This window comes from Salinivibrio sp. EAGSL (assembly GCF_013366455.1).
GTDB lineage: Bacteria > Pseudomonadota > Gammaproteobacteria > Enterobacterales > Vibrionaceae > Salinivibrio > Salinivibrio costicola.
The window spans coordinates 1-18,939 of the sequence record NZ_JABWMG010000017.1 but is presented as its reverse complement, the minus strand read 5'-3'; the positions used below and the strand labels follow the sequence as shown (position 1 = coordinate 18,939).

The following is an 18,939-nucleotide window of genomic DNA, read 5'->3' as shown; positions in this document are numbered from 1 at the left end:
TCGACAGGGCGTTTTTTTCATGAAGGAACCTTCTTATGGCGTCAATTGACAACTTACTGGCGATCATGGCGACCTTACGCGACCCTAATCATGGTTGTGACTGGGACAAGGCACAAACCTTTGCCTCTATCGTGCCTCATACTTTAGAAGAGGCGTACGAAGTGGCTGACGCCATCGAGCGTGAAAACTGGTCGGACCTAAAAGATGAGTTGGGCGACCTTCTTTTTCAAATTGTGTTCTACAGTCAATTAGGGCGCGAACAACATCGATTTGATTTTGACGATGTCGTCAGTGCAGTGTGCGATAAGCTCACGCGTCGTCACCCTCACGTATTCGGTCCTAAAGATGCGGACGGGAAGCCATTAAGCTCGCCTGATTGGGAAGGTATTAAGGCGCAAGAGCGCGCAGAGAAAATGCCCTCAACCCAATCCTGCAGTCTATTAGATGGCGTGACTCAGGGGTTGCCCGCGTTAACTCGCGCCCACAAGCTACAAAAACGATGTGCAAGGGCAGGGTTTGATTGGCCAACCGTGGCGCCGGTTATCGAGAAGGTGCGAGAAGAGCTGGAAGAGGTCGAACATGAATTGGCACAGACACCGGTTGACGCAAGCCGTGTGGAAGACGAAGTTGGCGATCTTTTGTTTGCTGTCGTCAATGTCGCGCGCCACCTAGGCACGGATGCTGAGCAGGCGTTGCGCGCAGCCAATCAGAAATTTGAACGTCGCTTTCGTGGCGTTGAAAATCAATTACGTGATAATGGAAAAAATATTCAACAATGTCAGCTGGATGAACTAGAATCGGCGTGGCAAGCGGTTAAAAAAGACGAGTAAGGTAATATCCTGTAATTGGCATAATTGATTTGTGACAATTAAAAACACCAGGGTGTGTGGTAGCTTTCACATTGTGGGAGTCAGTGGGGTCTGGTATCATAATATCCCGTCCAGAACTTCATTTATTTCCTCTAAATCCAACTCTCAGGTTTAGCATGACGACGAACTACATTTTTGTTACGGGCGGTGTTGTATCCTCCCTCGGTAAGGGTATTGCTGCAGCCTCATTAGCAGCCATTCTTGAAGCGCGTGGCCTTAACGTCACCATCATGAAACTCGACCCTTATATTAACGTGGATCCAGGGACAATGAGCCCTACCCAGCACGGAGAAGTATTCGTCACGGAAGACGGCGCAGAGACTGACCTTGATCTCGGTCACTATGAGCGCTTCATTCGCACTAAAATGACCAAGCGTAATAACTTTACCTCTGGCCGTGTTTATGCGGATGTACTGCGCAAAGAGCGCCGTGGAGACTACCTGGGGGCGACGATTCAGGTGATCCCACATATTACCAACTCGATCAAAGATCGCATCGTCGCAGGCGGTGAAGGTCACGATATTGTGATCGTCGAGATCGGCGGAACGGTCGGTGATATTGAATCATTACCATTTTTGGAAGCGATTCGTCAGTTGACGGTAGACGTGGGCCGCGAACATGCCATGTTCATGCATCTGACATTAGTGCCTTACTTGGCTGCGGCAGGCGAAGTAAAAACCAAGCCGACCCAGCACTCAGTAAAAGAGCTTCTGTCGATTGGTATTCAGCCGGATGTGCTGGTATGCCGTAGTGAGCGTCCAATTCCTGCCAATGAACGCGCTAAGATTGCGCTGTTCTGTAATGTGGCGGAAAAAGCGGTGATCACCATGAAAGACGTCGACTCTATTTACAAGATCCCATCGTTGATCCGTTCGCAAGGGTTGGACGATTTGGTGTGCAAGCGCTTTGGCATTGAAGCCGTAGAAGCTGACTTGTCTGAATGGGAGCAAGTGAGCTACGAAGAAGCCAACCCAATGGGTGAAGTCACCATTGGTATGGTCGGTAAGTACATTGAATTGCCGGATGCGTACAAGTCCGTCAATGAAGCGTTAAAACATGGTGGGTTGAAAAATCGCCTGACCGTCAACATCAAGTACGTGGATTCACAAGATCTTGAAACCCGCGGCAGTGAAATGCTGAAGGACTTGGACGCGATTCTCGTCCCTGGTGGATTTGGTGACCGCGGCATTGAAGGTAAGATCCTTGCGGCACAATATGCACGTGAAAACAATGTGCCGTATCTGGGTATTTGTCTTGGTATGCAGGTGGCGTTGATTGAATACGCACGTAATGTCGCCGGCATGGAAGGCGCTAACTCGACTGAGTTTAGCCAAGAAAGCCCTTATCCTGTCGTTGGCCTGATCACTGAGTGGGTCGATGAAGAAGGCAAAGTGGAAGAGCGTAGCGAGACGTCAGATCTTGGTGGCACCATGCGCCTAGGCGCGCAGCTTTGCCACTTAGCTGAAGGTTCGAAAGCGCATCAGCTCTACGGCAATACCCAAATCCATGAGCGCCATCGCCACCGTTATGAAGTGAATAATCTGCTACGTCCTAAGCTAGAAAAAGCAGGATTGTCAGTTTCTGGTCTGTCTGCCGATAAAAAGCTGGTAGAGATCATTGAAAACCCAGCACATCCTTGGTTCGTGGCGTGCCAGTTCCACCCGGAATTCACTTCAACGCCGCGTGATGGCCATCCACTGTTTGCTGGATTTGTTGCTGCGGCAGGCAAAAAACAGCGTGGTGAGCTATAAACGACATTCGAGCGGTAGCCCAGAAGGCGGCCGCTCTTTATTTTTAAAAACAATGACAGACGAGAGGAATCACAATGTCTAAGATCGTTAAAGTTCTAGGTCGTGAAATTATTGATTCACGCGGTAACCCTACCGTTGAAGCGGAAGTTCACCTAGAAGGTGGTTTCGTTGGTATGGCAGCAGCTCCTTCTGGTGCATCTACGGGTTCTCGCGAAGCACTAGAACTGCGTGACGGTGATAAGTCACGTTTCATGGGTAAAGGCGTACTGAAAGCGATTGAAGCTGTGAATGGCCCAATCGCAGAAGCATTGCTGGGTAAAGACGCTAAAGCGCAAGCAGATATCGACCAAGTGATGATCGATCTCGACGGTACCGAGAACAAATCTCAGTTCGGTGCTAACGCTATCCTCGCGGTTTCCTTGGCGAACGCCAAAGCGGCGGCAGCGGCAAAAGGCATGCCTTTGTTCGAGCATATCGCTGAGCTAAACGGTACTGCGGGTCAGTTCTCTATGCCTCTGCCAATGATGAATATCCTGAATGGTGGTGAGCACGCGGATAACAACGTTGATATCCAAGAGTTCATGATCCAGCCAGTCGGTGCTAAGACGCTAAAAGAAGCGCTGCGCATCGGTGCAGAAGTATTCCACAACCTTGCCAAAGTACTGAAAGCCAAAGGCCTAAGCACTGCTGTTGGTGACGAAGGTGGTTTTGCGCCTAACCTAGAGTCAAACGCAGCAGCACTCGCTGCGATTAAAGAAGCGGTTGAGCAAGCAGGCTACGAGCTGGGTAAAGACATTACTTTAGCAATGGACTGTGCAGCGTCTGAGTTCTATGACAAAGAGCAAGGCATCTACAACATGAAAGGTGAAGGTAAAACCTTCTCTTCAGAAGAGTTTAACCACTATCTTGCTAAGCTGGCTGAAGAGTACCCAATCGTGTCTATCGAAGACGGCCTCGACGAGTCTGATTGGGACGGCTTTAAGCACCAAACCGAACTGCTGGGTGACAAGCTTCAGCTGGTTGGTGATGACCTGTTCGTGACTAACACTAAGATCCTGAAAGAAGGCATCGACAAAGGTGTGGCGAACTCTATCTTGATCAAATTCAACCAGATCGGTTCGTTGACTGAGACGCTGGCTGCAATCAAGATGGCGAAAGACGCTGGTTACACGGCGGTTATCTCTCACCGTTCAGGCGAAACTGAAGACGCAACCATCGCTGACTTAGCGGTGGGTACTGCAGCAGGCCAAATCAAAACCGGTTCGATGAGCCGTTCAGATCGCGTTGCTAAGTACAACCAGCTTATCCGCATCGAAGATGCACTGGGTGAAAAAGCACCGTTTAACGGTCTAAAAGAAGTGAAAGGCCAATAATCGGCACTTAGACACTTTTATTAGAAAAGCCGCGCCGTTTAACGGCGCGGCTTTTTTTCGTTTAGGAAAACCATGACACCAGCGACCTGATCCGCTAGCCTATGCGACTAGAATTCTATTGTGCAAATACGTCGAGCCGATATAGGAAGGAGTACAGGTATGAGGCTGCTATCGGTTGCGCTGTTTCTCACGCTTGTTTGGCTACAATACGATTTATGGTTAGGCAAAAATGGCGTGACAGATTACTGGCAAATTGAAGCCAATGTCGCCGTGCAGCAACAGGCCAATCAAAAACTCGTGACGCGTAATCAACAAATGTACGCGGAGATTGCGGATTTAAAACGCGGTCAAGAAGCGATTGAAGAGCGCGCACGTAACGAGCTTGGCATGATCAAACCCGACGAAACATTTTTCCGATTGGTCGATACAAGACAATAACCGATTACCGCCTGTAGGCGGTACTAACAAAGAAGATAACTTGTGGTCGAACAAACCTCTTTGCAGCCTGGCGCTTTGCGGTCGGGTATCAGTGCCGTGGTCCCTGCCGCCGGGGTAGGACGCCGAATGCAGGCTCACTGTCCTAAACAATACCTTACTTTAGCAGGCAAAACGCTGCTTCAACATACCGTTGAGCGCTTGCTGGCACACCCTACGATTAGTTCGGTGGTGATTGCGATTAGCGCTAACGACGGTTACTTTGCGCAAACTGGCCTTGGTGAGCATGCCGATGTGCAGGTTGTGACCGGGGGGCTAACTCGCGCAACCTCTGTACAAGCTGGATTGGCGGCGGTGACAACCCAATGGGTCATGGTGCATGATGCGGCACGACCGTGTGTGACGCATGCAGACATTGATGCGCTGATCGCGCACGCGCAATCTCATCAGGACGGAGCCTTATTGGCGGCGCCAGTGAGAGACACGATGAAGCGCGCGAATGACGATGGACAAGTGGCACATACGGTTGAGCGCGAAGCGCTTTGGCATGCCCTGACGCCACAAATGTTTTTAACTCAAACACTAAAACGTGCACTGGAAATAGCCGGTGATCAGGTCACCGATGAAGCTTCCGCGATTGAAGCGATCGGCGGACATCCGATTTTGGTGCCTGCGAGTGCTAGCAATATTAAGGTCACCCATCCAGAGGATCAGTGGCTTGCAGCGTTTTACCTTTCACAACAAGAAGGCCAAGCATGATGCGAATTGGACACGGCTTTGACGTGCATAAATTTGGGGGCGATGGCCCGGTTATTATCGGTGGGGTGGCAGTGCCTTATGAGCAAGGACTGATCGCGCATTCAGACGGTGATGTTGCCCTCCATGCGTTATGTGATGCTTTACTGGGCGCGATTGCCGCCGGCGATATTGGCCAGCATTATCCAGATACCTGTGAAGAATGGGCTGGGGCCGATAGCCGGATGTTACTGCGAGACGTTTACACCAAAGTACGAGCGAAAGGCTATCAGCTCGGGAATGCGGATATCACCATTATTGCCCAAGCACCTAAAATGGGCCCGCATATTCAAGCGATGCGCGCGGCGATCGCAAAAGACTTGTGCGTGGAAATGGGCGCGGTCAACGTCAAAGCGACGACGTCAGAGCGTCTTGGTTTTACTGGCCGTAAAGAAGGCATCGCGTGCGAAGCCGTTGTCTTATTGAATAAAGAGGCTCTATGACAGACTTACTGGCACCTTTAGCGTACTCACATGGTCAGCCGACACAGTCCGGGACCTTAAAAGCCTCTCCAGACGATTTTATTGTCTCAGAATCCCTCGGTTTTACGCCATCTGGTCAAGGCGAGCACTTTTTAGTCCGAATTAAAAAGCGGGGTGAAAACACGCAATACGTAGCTAACGAACTGGCAAAAGCCTGTGGTGTTACCTCGCGCCAAGTCAGCTGGGCCGGTTTAAAAGATCGCCATGCGGTAACAGAGCAATGGTTCAGCGTTCACCTGCCAGGAAAAGATGATCCGGATTTAGCGGCGTTTGTCGAGACCCATCCGGGTGTTGTCAGTATCGAGGGCACCGCACGGCATCAACATAAACTACGTCCGGGTGATTTGATTGGTAATCAGTTTACGCTCTGTATTCGTCAGCTTACCGATCCGCAAGCATTGCTCCCTCGTCTTGAAGCCATTGCTAAAGAGGGCGTCCCTAATTATTTTGGCGCTCAGCGATTTGGTCGCGAGGGCAACAATGTGGCGATAGCTCGTGCTTGGGGGCGTGGAGAGCGCAAAGTCCGGGATAAGAGTAAACGTAGTTTTTATCTCTCAGCTGCGCGTGCGTTGTTGTTTAATCAAGTGGTTTCTGCGCGATTAAAGGCTGGCTTGTTTGACCAGACACTGGCTGGTGATTTATGTATGGACGAGCAAAAACAAACGTATACGGTCGAGGCCGGTCTTCAAAAGCCAACCATTACTGCACCGATGACGGGTGATAATGCTTTACCGACCACCGCTGACGCCGAGCAGTTTGAGTTAAATGTGGTAGAACAAGAGCCAGATTTATTGGCGGTGATTCGCGATAATCGCATGCGTCATGACCGTCGCCTAATACGTTTACTGCCTCAGGCCATGACGTGGTCGCACGATACTGATACCTTGACCGTCAGTTTCTTTTTACCTGCGGGGGCATTTGCGACAGCAGTGATGAGAGAAGTTGTGATTGCAAATGAACAAGGAGAGCGTGATGCGCATATTGATTAGTAACGATGACGGCTACCATGCGCAAGGGATCCAAACATTGACCGAGGTGTTATCGAGTATTGCTGATGTCGTAGTCGCCGCGCCGGATCGTAACTGCTCAGGGGCCTCCAACTCGTTAACGTTGGAAAATCCATTACGGGTACGTGAACTGGGTCCCCAACGTTATGCGGTTCAAGGCACCCCGACGGATTCGGTCCATTTAGCCCTGCGGGAGCTGTTGCCGTGGGAGCCCGATTTTGTGATTACAGGGATCAATCATGGGGCGAATTTGGGTGATGACGTACTGTACTCGGGGACGGTCGCTGCGGCAACAGAAGGATTTTTCCTCGGCGCGCCAGCAATCGCAGTCTCACTTTGTGGTCATCAACACTTTGACACTGCGGCACATGTGGTGAAACAGTTTTTAGCGAAAAACCAGCGTCATGAGGCGCCGAACCATCGTTTGATCAATATTAATGTGCCGGATGTGCCTCTTGACCGTCTTGCGGGTTGGAAAGTGACCCGTCTTGGCGCCCGCCACCACGCAGAAGATGTGATAAAACAAGGCGATCCGCGAGGTAAACCGATATACTGGATTGGCGCGCCGGGTAAAACACAAGACGCAGGACCAGGAACCGACTTCCACGCGATTTCTGAGCAGTTTGTCTCTATCACACCACTGCAAGTGGATTTAACCGCTCATGATACGCTAGGTGTGTTTTCGCAATGGCTGACTGAGTAGTCCCCTCGCGTGCCATACTGGGCTAGCCGCAATGAGGCGGCAGCCTTATTTATCGATTCAAACTCAGTGATAAAGGAAGCAGACGTTGAGTCAAGCGCAATCACTTATTCAATTTTTGCAACAACAAGGTGTGACAAACACTGACGTTTTAGATGCCATGCAAGCCGTGCCCAGACATTTATTTGTCTCTGAAGCCATGACCCACCAGGCCTACGGAAACAATGCGTTACCGATTGGTTGGGGACAAACCATTTCACAACCTTATATTGTGGCTAAGATGACATCGCTACTCAATTTGCAACGAGATAGTCGCATTTTGGAAATTGGCACTGGGTCCGGTTATCAAACCGCCATCCTCGCGAACTTGGTCGATCATGTTTATTCTGTCGAACGGATTAAACAATTACAAATGCTGGCCAAACGGCGCCTTAAACAGCTGGATATTTATAACGTTTCCACCAAGCATGGAGATGGTTGGCAAGGTTGGCCGAGTAAAGGACCGTATGATGCTATTATGGTCACCGCGGCAGCCGCCAACATTCCGGAGGCTTTGTGTGAACAACTTAATGATGGCGGTGTGATGTTGATTCCCATTGGTGATGCTGAGCAAACGCTGATGAAAGTCACGCGTGACGGAACGAGATTCGACACCGAGATGGTTGAATCGGTTAAATTTGTTCCCCTTGTTGCGGGCGAACTGGCATAAACTGCCTGAGCGATGGAGCTGTGTTTTAAAATAGATGAAAATCGCGCTTTTTCTGTCACTATTAGTTTTTTTATCTGGTTGTTCCTGGCGAGGACCGGCACCGGTATCCAGTGTGACGCCCGATTACACCAGTGTGGATAGAGGCAGCTACCGCGGTAGCTATTATGAAGTGAAAAAAGGCGACACGCTTTACTACATCGCTTACATCACGGATCGCGATATTGACGATATCATCGAGCATAATAATTTACAGCCTCCTTACACCATTTATCCCGGGCAGACACTGGCATTGTGGAAGCCCGCTTATCAGCGTCCCGATGTGGCTAAATCGCCCACTAGGGACCAATCTTCCTCATCTTCTTCTGCTGCCGAGGTCGTCGCCAATGGCGCTTCTGTGGCCGCTGCCACAAAAGCCACTGCAAGTGCTGCGTCGGTAGCAGCATCTTCTAGAAAAGGCGCCGATCCTGGCAAATTCGAGGGGAAAAAGAAGTCAAAAACCGCGACTCAACGCACAAAAGACGTTGAATCGGACCCTTCAGCGGGGTACAGTCAAGTAAAAGAAAAAAGTAAAAAAGTTGTTAATAAGCGGACCGCTAGCGTATCTAACCAACAGATTACCTGGCAATGGCCAGCAAAAGGCCGAATGGTGTCCCGATTTTCTAGTACAGAGCGAGGCAATAAGGGCATAGATATTGCTGGGCAACGAGGACAACGTATTCAGGCAGCGGCAGATGGAAAAGTCGTTTACGCCGGAAGCGCGCTTCGAGGTTACGGTAAATTAATAATAGTGAAACACAATGATGATTATCTGAGTGCGTACGCGCACAACGATTCGTTTTATGTTTCAGAAGGCCAAGCTGTCACGAAGGGGCAAAAAATAGCTTCAATGGGCAGTTCTGGTGCAAACAGTGTTCGGTTGCATTTTGAAATTCGCTACAAAGGAAAATCGGTCAATCCGTTGCATTATCTGCCAAAGCGTTAGCACAGGGGCAAAACCAAAGTGATAACGCTGCAGCCACCGATGTGACGGGGCCGGTTAAAGCAGAAACACATTCTGCTTTGCTGCTACGTCATAAGGGAGGCGCTATGAGCCAAACAAATACCGCAAAAAAACTGGACGGCTTGAATCAAGACGTGGAATTGGACACCGTTGAGGCGCAAGCCCCAGAGGTGGCCGAAGAAGTCGAAGAGGCTGTTCAGCAACAAGCAGCCACGTCCAAAGCCTCTGATGCCACCCAACTTTACCTAAGTGAAATCGGCTTCTCACCACTTCTTACTGCCGAAGAAGAGGTGCTTTACGCACGTCGAGCGCTACGGGGTGATGAGGTTGCCCGTAAACGTATGATTGAGAGTAACTTGCGATTGGTGGTTAAAATCTCGCGTCGTTACTCGAATCGGGGGCTAGCGTTATTGGATCTGGTTGAAGAAGGGAACCTTGGCCTGATCCGTGCCGTAGAAAAGTTTGACCCAGAGCGCGGCTTCCGTTTTTCAACCTATGCAACCTGGTGGATTCGCCAAACCATTGAGCGTGCCATTATGAACCAGACGCGTACCATTCGTCTGCCTATTCATGTCGTCAAAGAGTTGAATGTGTATCTGCGTACTGCCCGTGAATTAGCGCAAAAGCTAGATCATGAGCCGACAGCGGAAGATATTGCCGCGCAGCTTGATAAGCCGGTTGAAGATGTAAATCGTATGCTCCGCCTCAATGAACGTATTGGCTCTGTGGATAATCCGATTGGTGGTGACTCAGAAAAAGCGCTGTTGGATATCATCCCTGACGAAAAGCAGGATGGGCCTGAATACACCACGCAAGACGATGATATGAAGAAATCGATTGTGCAATGGCTACAGGAGCTGAATCCGAAGCAACGCGAAGTGTTGTCGCGCCGGTTTGGTCTTCTGGGACATGAAGCCTCTACGCTGGAAGATGTTGGGCGTGAAATTGGCCTAACCCGTGAGCGGGTTCGTCAAATTCAAGTGGAAGGCCTACGTCGTTTACGCGACATGCTGACCCATCAAGGGCTAAGTATTGAATCGCTCTTTAATGTCGAACAATAGACAACACTACCCAAATCATAGAGCAACATTAAAACGGGACAGCAAAGGCTGTCCCGTTTTTTGTTGTGCGGTCATCGATGCTTTGGTGATGATTAATGCGCGATAATCAATGCGAATGGCTTCACCTGGCGTGATTAACGTGATTGCTGCAATGCTTTAAGGGCATAAAGCGCATCTAAGGCCTGACGCGGGGTCATTTCATCTGGATTGAGTGCATCAATTGCATGATCTAATTCACTGGGCTCGGGGAGCAAAGGCAATTGCGTCGGTATTATTTTACCGACCGACTGTTTGGTATTTGCCGTGTGCTGGCCGCTTTGCTCAAGTTGGGCCAGCTTATGTTTGGCGCGGCGAATGACGGGTTTGGGAACCCCGGCCAGGCTTGCGACTGCTAAACCATAAGATTTACTGGCTGCTCCCTCTTGTACCGCGTGCATAAAGGCGATTTCATCGCCATGCTCCATCGCATCTAGATGAACGTTGACCAAGCCTTCCATTTGTCCTGGCAGTTCGGTGAGCTCAAAGTAATGTGTGGCAAATAGGGTCATGGCATGGATTTTTTCTGCCAGCCACTCGGCACTGGCCCATGCTAAGGACAAGCCATCATAAGTACTGGTGCCGCGTCCAATTTCATCCATTAACACCAAGCTGTTGGCCGTGGCATTGTGAAGAATGTTCGCGGTTTCTGTCATCTCTACCATAAATGTCGAACGCCCTGAGGCAAGGTCATCGGACGCGCCAATACGGGTAAAGATACGATCAACAGGTCCAATGGTGGCGTGCTCGGCGGGCACATAGGCACCGATATGACTTAGCAAGGTGATCAAGGCTGTTTGACGCATATAGGTAGATTTACCCCCCATATTCGGACCGGTAATGATCAGCATGCGGCGTTCAGGATTTAATGTGATCGGGTTGGGGATAAACGGATCCGTCATGACCTGCTCAACCACCGGGTGTCGACCCGCTTCGATATCGATCCCCGGTTGTTCGGTCAATGTTGGGCGATGATAGTTGAGGCTATCAGCACGCTCCGCGAGGTTACACAATACATCTAACGCGGATAACGCCTCTGACGCTTGCTGTAATCGCGCCAAATGTGGCAGTAACTGATCAAACAATTCGTCCCATAAGCGTTTTTCGAGCGCCAACGCATTAGACCGAGAGCTTAACACTTTGTCTTCATGCTCTTTTAATTCTGGGATGATGTAGCGCTCGGCATTTTTAAGCGTTTGACGGCGAATATAGTGCGCAGGTACCCGATCACTTTGCGCGCGGCTGATTTGAATATAAAAACCATGCACCTGGTTATAACCCACTTTCAGCGTGTCATGCCATATTGCTCGCGCTCGCGGGTTTCTAGTTCTTCTAAGTAACGTGATGCGCCTTCGGACAAGTCGCGCCACTCATCCAGTTCCGCGTTGTACCCTGGCGCAATCACGCCGCCATCACGGATCACTACCGGTGGATTGTCGACGACGGCCCGCGTGAGTAGATCGTGTAACTCCGGCATCGGAGTGGTGGCTTTTTGGTGATCGGAGAAGGCACTGTGGTCAAGCTCGGTGAGCAATGTTTGCACCTCAGGTAGCTGCGCCAATGCAGTACGTAGCCTTGCCATATCACGCGGGCGCGCTGAACGCATGGCCAAGCGAGCAAGGACACGTTCAATGTCTCCCACCGGCTTGAGGGCGTCGCTAAGATCCGTGTACAAGCTATTGTCTAGCAGGGTGCCAATGGCATCTAAGCGCTGATTGAGCACTTGGCGATCGCGCAAGGGTTGATGTAACCAGCGTTTGAGTAAACGGCTGCCCATCGGTGTCGTGGTTTGGTCTAGCACCTCGGCCAGCGTGTTATCGGTGCCACCGGCGAGATTTTGGGTGATTTCTAAGTTACGTCGTGTTGCAGCATCAAGCACGACAGAGCTATCTTGCTGATCTTTAACAATGGCACGAATGTGAGGCAGTGCAGTACGCTGCGTTTCTTTAGCATATTGTAAAACACAGCCTGCCGCGCTTAGCCCAAGAGAGCAGTCCTCGACGCCAAAGCCAACTAAATCGCGCGTACCAAACTGGCCGGTCAATTGGCTGCGTGCCGTGTCTAAATCAAACTCCCATATTGGACGGCGTCTTGCACCGCGGCTCACCGATAAGAGATCGGGGTAGGGGAAGTCCTCTGGATACAAGAGTTCGACAGGCTGAGTACGCTGCAATTCCGCCTGCATCTGCTCATAGGTTGTCGGCTCAGTCAGAACGAATCGCCCAGAGGTGATATCTAAAGTTGCAAAGCCAAACTGGTCGTTATCGCACGTCAATGCGGCCACTAGGTTGTCGACGCGTTCACTCAGCAATGCCTCATCAGAGACGGTACCCGGTGTCACGATGCGTACCACCTGGCGCTCAACCGGGCCTTTACTGGTGGCAGGATCACCAATTTGCTCGCAAATGGCAACGGGTTCACCCAATTGCACCAACTTGGCTAAATAGCCTTCCACGGCATGATAGGGCACGCCTGCCATGGGGATCGGTTCACCGCCTGAACTGCCGCGTTTGGTCAATGAAATATCTAATAATTGAGAGGCGCGTTTGGCATCGTCGTAAAAGAGTTCGTAAAAATCTCCCATACGATAAAAGAGCAGCTCTTCAGGATGCTGCGCTTTAAGTTTGAGATACTGTTGCATCATGGGAGTGTGCTTTTCGAGCGCTTGTACTGTCACGACTAGACCTGCAAAATGGAACGTTAAGGGCGTTAGAATACGTGATCGGACCGCAAGGGGTAAAGTTGTGGTGCAGGTTTCTCAACCCAATAAAAAGGAGTGCGCAGTGGACCCTTTATTCTCATTGGCAAAGCGTTTGGGTGATGCCCTATTGGATACAGAATTAACCGTGACTACCGCGGAGTCATGCACCGGCGGTGGTATTGCCTATTGCCTGACCGATGTGCCAGGCAGCTCGCAGTGGTTTCAGCAGGCATGGGTTACCTATAGCAACACCGCAAAGCAAGCATTAGTTCATGTCTCCACGGATTTACTGGCCCAGTATGGCGCAGTGAGCGAGCCTGTGGTCAGCGCGATGGCGGAAGGTGCATTGGCCGAGGCTAACGCAGGATTAGCGATTGCGGTCAGTGGTGTTGCAGGACCGAGTGGTGGTAGCGATGATAAACCGATCGGTACTGTTTGGTTTGCTTGGGCGTGGCACAATGGTGAAACGGATAGTGAAGTATGTCATTTTGATGGTGATCGGCGCGCCGTGCGTGAACAAACCATTGAACATGCACTCTCATTTGCGCTACAGCGATTGTCGCCATAATCGGAGGCGTGTCGCATCCGATAGATTTTTTCTAAACAGGGCTAGACACTGTATAAATGGACAGTATACTTAGCCCCATTAATGATAGCTTTTATCTCATAGAGATAGCGTTTTATTTCCTGGAGACCGAAATGGACGATAACAAAGAAAAGGCGCTCGCAGCCGCACTCGGGCAAATCGAAAAGCAATTTGGCAAAGGCTCAATCATGCGTCTGGGTGATGACCGTACCATGGACATCGAAACCGTATCGACCGGCTCTTTGTCTCTGGATATTGCGCTAGGCGCCGGTGGCCTACCATTTGGTCGTATCATCGAAATCTATGGACCTGAGTCATCAGGTAAAACGACATTGACCCTAGAAGCCATCGCTGAAGCACAAAAAAAGGGCAAGACTTGTGCGTTTATTGACGCGGAACACGCACTCGACCCAATCTATGCGCGCAAGCTGGGTGTCGATATTGATAACCTGTTGGTGTCTCAGCCCGATACTGGCGAACAAGCTTTGGAAATTGCTGATGCGCTGACGCGTTCCGGGGCCGTTGATATGATTGTTATCGACTCGGTCGCAGCCTTGACGCCAAAAGCTGAGATTGAAGGCGAAATGGGCGACTCCCACATGGGTCTGCAAGCACGTATGCTGTCACAAGCGATGCGTAAGCTGACCGCCAACATCAAAAACAGCAATACCATGATGGTCTTTATCAACCAAATTCGGATGAAGATTGGTGTGATGTTTGGTAACCCAGAAACGACCACAGGCGGTAATGCATTGAAGTTCTATGCATCGGTCCGTTTAGATATTCGCCGCATTGGTGCGATTAAAGAAGGCGATGAAGTGGTGGGTAACGAAACCCGCGTCAAAGTGGTAAAAAACAAAGTCGCCGCACCGTTTAAACAAGCAGAGTTCCAAATCCTTTATGGTCAGGGCATTAACTTGCAGGGCGAGCTGGTGGATCTGGGTGTGAAACATAAACTGGTAGAAAAAGCCGGAGCTTGGTACAGCTACAAAGGCGATAAAATTGGCCAAGGTAAAGCCAATGCATGTAAATACCTGAAAGAAAACCCCCATATTGCTGAAGAAATTGACACCACCTTGCGAGAGATGTTGCTGCAGCCAGGCCTGAACAACGAAGCTGTAGACGCCAACGTTGAGGCAGATACTGAGGACGAGAAGCTGTAATGGCGGCATCGTGCCAAGAAATAGCGGTGGGCCTGTTGGCTCGCCGCGATCACTCTGTCCACGAGCTAACACAAAAATTGTCTCAACGCGGATTTGATGACGACGCAATTACCCTCACTATTAATGACTGCTTAGAACGAGGCTGGTTAGATGACGCGCGCTTTGCTACCAGCCTGTTGCGTCAGGGAATAAACAAACATCATGGCTGGTTGCGTATCTGCCAAGATGCGAAACGTAAAGGCGTTGATATTGAGCTACTCGCCCGCGCAGAGCAAGACGCTGAAGTGGATTGGTACCTAGTCGCCAAAGAAACAGCGATACGTAAGTATGCTGACCTAGATGGCCGTCTTCCTCCTGTTGAACACAAGGTGAAAGCGAAACGCATGCGTTTTTTACAATCGCGCGGTTTTAACTTTGATCAAATCCAATACGCGCTGAATGACGACGATATCGACCCGCATTTCTAAACCAATCCTACTCTGTCTCTTTTCCCCACGCGATCGGTTGTTTACAATGGCGTAAACAATACGATGCTCCCATCGCGTCATTACCATAACCGGTTGCTAACGCAATATTCGATTATCAGGATTAGCCAATGTATATGAGCACTGATGAGATCCGTACAGCGTTTCTCAAGTTCTTTGAAAGCAAAGGGCACCAGATTGTGCCTAGCTCATCGCTCGTCCCTGCCGACGACCCAACACTGTTGTTCACTAATGCAGGCATGAACCAATTTAAGGACACCTTCTTAGGGGCCGAGAAGCGAGACTACACACGTGCGACCTCAGCACAACGTTGTGTGCGCGCCGGCGGTAAACATAACGACCTTGAAAATGTAGGCTTTACCGCTCGTCATCACACCTTTTTTGAAATGCTCGGTAACTTTAGTTTTGGTGACTACTTCAAAAAAGACGCGATTGCTTATGCGTGGGCGTTTTTGACCGAGACGATCGGTTTGCCAAAAGAAAAACTGTTGGTGACCATTTACCACACTGATGACGAAGCGTTTGATCTTTGGCATAACACCATCGGTGTACCGGCGGATCGCATTGTGCGTATCGGCGATAAAGAAGGCGGAAAGCCGTATGAGTCAGACAACTTCTGGCAAATGGGGGATACCGGACCTTGTGGGCCTTGCAGTGAAATTTTCTACGACCACGGTGAGCATATCTGGGGAGGGCCTCCAGGTACGCCTGAAGAAGACGGTGATCGCTTCATTGAGATCTGGAATATCGTTTTCATGCAGTTCAATCGACAAGCTGATGGCACCATGGAGAACCTCCCTAAACCGTCAGTTGATACGGGAATGGGGATTGAGCGTATCGCCGCGATTAAGCAAGGCGTGCACTCCAACTATGAAATTGATGTTTTCCAGCAATTAATTAAGCAAGTGGCTGACATCATCGGAGTTGAAGACCTGACCAATCAGTCTTTGCGTGTGGTCGCTGATCATATCCGATCTTGTGCGTATTTGATTGTCGATGGTGTGATGCCTTCTAACGAAGGGCGCGGCTACGTGTTACGTCGAATTATTCGTCGTGCGGTGCGTCATGGTAATAAGTTAGGCAGCAAAGACACCTTCTTCTACAAGTTGGTGGGGCCGTTGGCCACCATCATGGGCACGGCCGGCGAAGATCTGCGTGCGCAGCAAACCATGGTTGAAAAAGTCCTAAAAATTGAAGAAGACAACTTTAGTCGTACTCTTGAACGCGGCATGTTAATGCTAGAAGAAGCGTTAGATAAAGTGGATGGCGATGAGTTGGATGGCGAGACCGTCTTCAAGCTTTACGATACCTACGGCTTTCCAGCGGACTTAACCAACGATGTCGCGCGTGAGCGCGGTTACCGCATTGATGAAGCCGGTTTTGAAGCGGCGATGGACGCTCAGCGTCAACGCGCGCGTGAAGCCGGTCAATTTGGCACCGATTATAACCAAACGATTAAAGTCGACCACGGCTCTGATTTCTGCGGTTACACAGGCACAGAGGCGAAAGGTCAGATCACTGAGATTTTCGTGGAGGGTGAACCGGTCGACCATCTGGCATCGGGCGATCACGCGGTGGTTATCCTCGACCACACCCCTTTCTATGCCGAAGCCGGTGGTCAGTGTGGTGATACAGGCATCATTGATACCGACCAAGGGCGTTTCACGGTAACGGATACCCAGAAGATCGGGCAGGCGATTGCTCATTATGGTGCTTTATCCGACGGACAGCTAAGTGTTGGCGCGCAGGTAATCGCGCAAGTCGATGCCAAGCGTCGTCATGCGGTGGCCATGAACCACTCAGCCACGCACCTGTTACATGCAGCGCTCCGTGACGTGCTCGGCGATCACATTGCGCAAAAAGGGTCCTTGGTGCGCGCTGATGGTTTGCGCTTTGATTTTTCTCACTTAGAGCCTGTGACTGCCGATGAGCTAAAAGCGGTAGAGCGTATCGTTAATGAGCAAATTCGCGCTAACAATGCAGTACAAACGGAAGTCATGGATATCGACGCTGCGAAACAAAAAGGCGCGATGGCATTGTTTGGTGAGAAATACGACGACGAAGTGCGCGTATTGAGTATGGGCGACTTCTCCATCGAGCTTTGCGGTGGCACGCATGCCAATCGTACCGGCGACATTGGTATGTTCAAAATCGTTTCAGAGGCAGGTATTGCAGCTGGAGTGCGTCGTATCGAGGCCATTACAGGTCAAGCGGCGATAGATAATGTGTACCAAACCCAAGCCGACTACGAGGCCAAATTGGATGAAGTGCATGGCAAAGCTAAAGGGTTGGAGAAGAAAATCCAACAACTGAAGCAAAAGCTCGCAGCACAAGAAAGCGCTGGATTGATTAATCAAGTGCGCGAAATCAATGGCACTAAGGTACTGATCAGCCAACTCGATGGGGCAGATAACAAGGCACTGCGTAGTATGGTTGATGATCTCAAAAACCAAATGGGGAGCGGGATTGTGCTTCTCGGCAATGTCGCCAATGATAAAGTAGGCCTGATTGCGGGTGTGACCAAAGATCTCACCGGTACAGTGAAAGCGGGTGAGCTGGTCAATGTTGTCGCGCAACAAGTCGGTGGTAAAGGCGGTGGTCGCCCTGATATGGCGCAAGCGGGTGGTAGCGATGTAAGCGCATTACCCAGCGCGTTAGCCGCTGTCGATGCTTGGCTTGCCGAACGGTTATAATTCGCTAAAAAGCATTTAAGAAAAGTCAAGAAGGTCGCCATGCGCGGCCTTTTTTTGTGATCTAGATTAATAATTGCACTTTTTTTTTGATTCTGTATAGTGCAACGCCTTAGGCGATGTGTCGGTGCTGAGCGGTGATATCGCTTACATTTTATCGCTTTGCTGACCAGTGCAACACTGATTTCTCTTACTCTGTTGTCTCAGATCACGCGCCTTTATGGCTAACGGTATGATGATAAAACAGTAAATTTCTCTGCCCTTTTCTGGATATGGTGTGATAATTCGGCCATAGTGTGAAGTGCGGGTAACAAAACCTCCCGCATTGGCATCACGAGCAGGGAAATAATCCAACGATTGCAGATAGCGAGCCGATACGCTGGCGGGTTATCTGGCTCAGAAACTAATTGAATAAATAAAAGATTGATACTCAAGGAGTAGAAGCATGCTGATTTTGACTCGCCGTGTTGGCGAAACCTTGATGATTGGTGATGAAGTCACCGTCACTGTGTTGGGTGTAAAAGGTAACCAAGTACGTATTGGTGTGAATGCACCGAAAGATGTCTCTGTACACCGCGAAGAGATCTACATGCGTATTCAAGCCGAAAAAGGCGCGCCAGCCGGTAGTCAAAACGACTACTAACAAAGCAAAAGAGGTCGACCAGGGTCGGCCTTTTTTATGGTTGGTTTTCCCATAAAATCAAAATGAAACGGCGATAAAACCAACAATAAAAACACCTGGTGGGTGATAATTGTCCATTTGTTAGTAACAAGGCGACTTTTCCCCGAAAAGTGTTTGACATATATCTGGCTCAAAGTAATATGTGCACCCGCAGCGACGGTGAGGTGGCCGAGTGGCTGAAGGCGCTCCCCTGCTAAGGGAGTATACGGTTTGTAGCCGTATCGAGGGTTCGAATCCCTCCCTCACCGCCATGTTGTTGCAAGCAAGATAGATGCGCGTCCGTAGCTCAGCTGGATAGAGTACCTGGCTACGAACCAGGCGGTCGGAGGTTCGAATCCTCCCGGACGCGCCACTACTTGCGGTGAGGTGGCCGAGTGGCTGAAGGCGCTCCCCTGCTAAGGGAGTATACGGTTT

Annotated in this window: 16 protein-coding genes, 2 tRNA genes and 1 pseudogene; 18 read left to right on the top strand and 1 reads right to left on the bottom strand. The window is 50.2% G+C overall.

The features are described 5' to 3' along the window. The first annotated feature begins 35 nt into the window (after positions 1-35). The 11 genes from mazG to rpoS all read left to right on the top strand — a co-directional run bounded on the left by mazG (position 36) and on the right by rpoS (position 10,182). Complete coding sequence (gene mazG / locus HLG76_RS11240; protein ID WP_175993665.1) at positions 36-830, top strand: nucleoside triphosphate pyrophosphohydrolase; 795 nt, start codon at positions 36-38, stop codon at positions 828-830. A 155-nt stretch (positions 831-985) separates the two neighbouring features. Next, positions 986-2,620, top strand: coding sequence for a CTP synthase (locus tag HLG76_RS11235; RefSeq protein ID WP_021022090.1), 1,635 nt, complete (start codon positions 986-988; stop codon positions 2,618-2,620). A gap of 74 nt (positions 2,621-2,694) precedes the next feature. Continuing rightward, positions 2,695-3,993 carry a phosphopyruvate hydratase gene (gene eno / locus HLG76_RS11230; protein ID WP_077459783.1) on the top strand — a complete coding sequence of 433 codons (1,299 nt, stop codon included), beginning with the start codon at positions 2,695-2,697 and terminating at the stop codon, positions 3,991-3,993. Between the two features lie 159 nt (positions 3,994-4,152). Continuing rightward, complete coding sequence (gene ftsB, locus HLG76_RS11225; RefSeq protein WP_021022088.1) at positions 4,153-4,431, top strand: cell division protein FtsB; 279 nt, start codon at positions 4,153-4,155, stop codon at positions 4,429-4,431. Between the two features lie 42 nt (positions 4,432-4,473). After that, a complete protein-coding gene (gene ispD, locus HLG76_RS11220; RefSeq protein ID WP_021022087.1) occupies positions 4,474-5,187 on the top strand; it encodes a 2-C-methyl-D-erythritol 4-phosphate cytidylyltransferase in 714 nt (237 codons plus the stop codon). After that, positions 5,187-5,666 carry a 2-C-methyl-D-erythritol 2,4-cyclodiphosphate synthase gene (gene ispF / locus HLG76_RS11215; RefSeq protein WP_077646658.1) on the top strand — a complete coding sequence of 160 codons (480 nt, stop codon included), beginning with the start codon at positions 5,187-5,189 and terminating at the stop codon, positions 5,664-5,666. The genes ispD and ispF overlap by 1 nt, the downstream gene beginning before the upstream one ends. Continuing rightward, positions 5,663-6,694: a tRNA pseudouridine(13) synthase TruD gene (gene truD, locus HLG76_RS11210; RefSeq protein WP_077576437.1), complete on the top strand. Its 1,032-nt coding sequence runs from the start codon at positions 5,663-5,665 to the stop codon at positions 6,692-6,694. Before ispF ends, truD begins: the two co-directional genes overlap by 4 nt. Continuing rightward, complete coding sequence (surE, locus tag HLG76_RS11205) at positions 6,678-7,415, top strand: 5'/3'-nucleotidase SurE (RefSeq protein ID WP_077459780.1); 738 nt, start codon at positions 6,678-6,680, stop codon at positions 7,413-7,415. The genes truD and surE overlap by 17 nt, the downstream gene beginning before the upstream one ends. Before the next feature lie 85 nt (positions 7,416-7,500). After that, the gene (locus HLG76_RS11200; RefSeq protein ID WP_077459779.1) at positions 7,501-8,121 is read left to right on the top strand and encodes a protein-L-isoaspartate(D-aspartate) O-methyltransferase; all 621 of its coding nucleotides are present in this window, start codon (positions 7,501-7,503) and stop codon (positions 8,119-8,121) included. Positions 8,122-8,155: 34 nt separating this feature from the next. After that, positions 8,156-9,103 (top strand): peptidoglycan DD-metalloendopeptidase family protein, encoded by a 948-nt coding sequence (locus HLG76_RS11195; protein WP_077660062.1) that lies wholly within the window; start codon positions 8,156-8,158, stop codon positions 9,101-9,103. A 104-nt stretch (positions 9,104-9,207) separates the two neighbouring features. After that, positions 9,208-10,182: an RNA polymerase sigma factor RpoS gene (rpoS, locus tag HLG76_RS11190; protein WP_077660061.1), complete on the top strand. Its 975-nt coding sequence runs from the start codon at positions 9,208-9,210 to the stop codon at positions 10,180-10,182. A 134-nt stretch (positions 10,183-10,316) separates the two neighbouring features. Here the strand turns inward: rpoS and mutS are convergent. After that, positions 10,317-12,862: pseudogene (gene mutS / locus HLG76_RS11185) on the bottom strand (DNA mismatch repair protein MutS). Positions 12,863-13,001: 139 nt separating this feature from the next. On the opposite strand from mutS, the gene HLG76_RS11180 reads away from it, so the two are divergent. From HLG76_RS11180 to HLG76_RS11150, 7 genes are all read left to right on the top strand, one after another. Beyond that, positions 13,002-13,487 (top strand): CinA family protein, encoded by a 486-nt coding sequence (locus HLG76_RS11180; protein ID WP_368656356.1) that lies wholly within the window; start codon positions 13,002-13,004, stop codon positions 13,485-13,487. Between the two features lie 131 nt (positions 13,488-13,618). Continuing rightward, positions 13,619-14,668, top strand: a complete 1,050-nt coding sequence (recA, locus tag HLG76_RS11175) for a recombinase RecA (protein ID WP_021022081.1) — start codon at positions 13,619-13,621, stop codon at positions 14,666-14,668. After that, on the top strand, positions 14,668-15,135 hold the full coding sequence (locus tag HLG76_RS11170; protein WP_021022080.1) for a regulatory protein RecX: 468 nt from the start codon (positions 14,668-14,670) through the stop codon (positions 15,133-15,135). Before recA ends, HLG76_RS11170 begins: the two co-directional genes overlap by 1 nt. A gap of 128 nt (positions 15,136-15,263) precedes the next feature. Then, the gene (gene alaS / locus HLG76_RS11165; protein WP_175993663.1) at positions 15,264-17,846 is read left to right on the top strand and encodes an alanine--tRNA ligase; all 2,583 of its coding nucleotides are present in this window, start codon (positions 15,264-15,266) and stop codon (positions 17,844-17,846) included. A 442-nt stretch (positions 17,847-18,288) separates the two neighbouring features. After that, a complete protein-coding gene (gene csrA / locus HLG76_RS11160) occupies positions 18,289-18,486 on the top strand; it encodes a carbon storage regulator CsrA (protein ID WP_021022078.1) in 198 nt (65 codons plus the stop codon). Between the two features lie 197 nt (positions 18,487-18,683). After that, a tRNA-Ser gene (locus HLG76_RS11155) sits at positions 18,684-18,776 on the top strand. A 24-nt stretch (positions 18,777-18,800) separates the two neighbouring features. After that, a tRNA-Arg gene (locus HLG76_RS11150) sits at positions 18,801-18,877 on the top strand. Positions 18,878-18,939 lie beyond the last annotated feature (62 nt).

What these genes read in the sequence shown, in the direction of transcription:
- ftsB (WP_021022088.1), top strand. Translation starts at nt 4,153, where the DNA reads ATGAGGCTGCTATCGGTTGCGCTGTTTCTCACGCTTGTTTGGCTACAA.
- rpoS (WP_077660061.1), top strand. Translation starts at nt 9,208, where the DNA reads ATGAGCCAAACAAATACCGCAAAAAAACTGGACGGCTTGAATCAAGAC.
- csrA (WP_021022078.1), top strand. Translation starts at nt 18,289, where the DNA reads ATGCTGATTTTGACTCGCCGTGTTGGCGAAACCTTGATGATTGGTGAT.
- truD (WP_077576437.1), top strand. Translation starts at nt 5,663, where the DNA reads ATGACAGACTTACTGGCACCTTTAGCGTACTCACATGGTCAGCCGACA.
- alaS (WP_175993663.1), top strand. Translation starts at nt 15,264, where the DNA reads ATGTATATGAGCACTGATGAGATCCGTACAGCGTTTCTCAAGTTCTTT.
- HLG76_RS11235 (WP_021022090.1), top strand. Translation starts at nt 986, where the DNA reads ATGACGACGAACTACATTTTTGTTACGGGCGGTGTTGTATCCTCCCTC.
- HLG76_RS11170 (WP_021022080.1), top strand. Translation starts at nt 14,668, where the DNA reads ATGGCGGCATCGTGCCAAGAAATAGCGGTGGGCCTGTTGGCTCGCCGC.
- mazG (WP_175993665.1), top strand. Translation starts at nt 36, where the DNA reads ATGGCGTCAATTGACAACTTACTGGCGATCATGGCGACCTTACGCGAC.
- ispF (WP_077646658.1), top strand. Translation starts at nt 5,187, where the DNA reads ATGCGAATTGGACACGGCTTTGACGTGCATAAATTTGGGGGCGATGGC.
- recA (WP_021022081.1), top strand. Translation starts at nt 13,619, where the DNA reads ATGGACGATAACAAAGAAAAGGCGCTCGCAGCCGCACTCGGGCAAATC.
- surE (WP_077459780.1), top strand. Translation starts at nt 6,678, where the DNA reads ATGCGCATATTGATTAGTAACGATGACGGCTACCATGCGCAAGGGATC.
- eno (WP_077459783.1), top strand. Translation starts at nt 2,695, where the DNA reads ATGTCTAAGATCGTTAAAGTTCTAGGTCGTGAAATTATTGATTCACGC.
- HLG76_RS11195 (WP_077660062.1), top strand. Translation starts at nt 8,156, where the DNA reads ATGAAAATCGCGCTTTTTCTGTCACTATTAGTTTTTTTATCTGGTTGT.